The organism is Bradyrhizobium sp. Mp27 (assembly GCF_029953005.1).
GTDB lineage: Bacteria > Pseudomonadota > Alphaproteobacteria > Rhizobiales > Xanthobacteraceae > Bradyrhizobium > Bradyrhizobium barranii.
The window spans coordinates 1-221 of sequence record NZ_JASAUS010000816.1 but is presented as its reverse complement, the minus strand read 5'-3'; the positions used below and the strand labels follow the sequence as shown (position 1 = coordinate 221).

Sequence of the window (221 nt, the reverse complement as noted above, 5' to 3'; positions counted from 1 at the left end):
TCAGCTAAAGGCCGGATCCCGCCGTTCGTAGCTTGCGCCGGGCTTAGTCATCACTACCCATGCGATCCGCGCAATCTTTGCCGCCAAGGCGACGGTGACCTTGTTAGTGTGTGAGCGTCATGCAGGGACCACGCGCTAAGGGCTGATCTGGTCGGCTAGAAGATCTCGCGGAATGGTTTGTCGCGAGGTCACAATGTCGAAGGATAGTCGTAAGAATAGCG

General features: G+C 57.0%; 1 pseudogene. It reads right to left on the bottom strand.

Annotated features, from left to right (window positions below):
* Positions 1–117, bottom strand: a pseudogene (locus QJT78_RS52765) (IS110 family transposase); the annotation flags it as partial.
* Between the last annotated feature and the right edge of the window lie 104 nt (positions 118–221).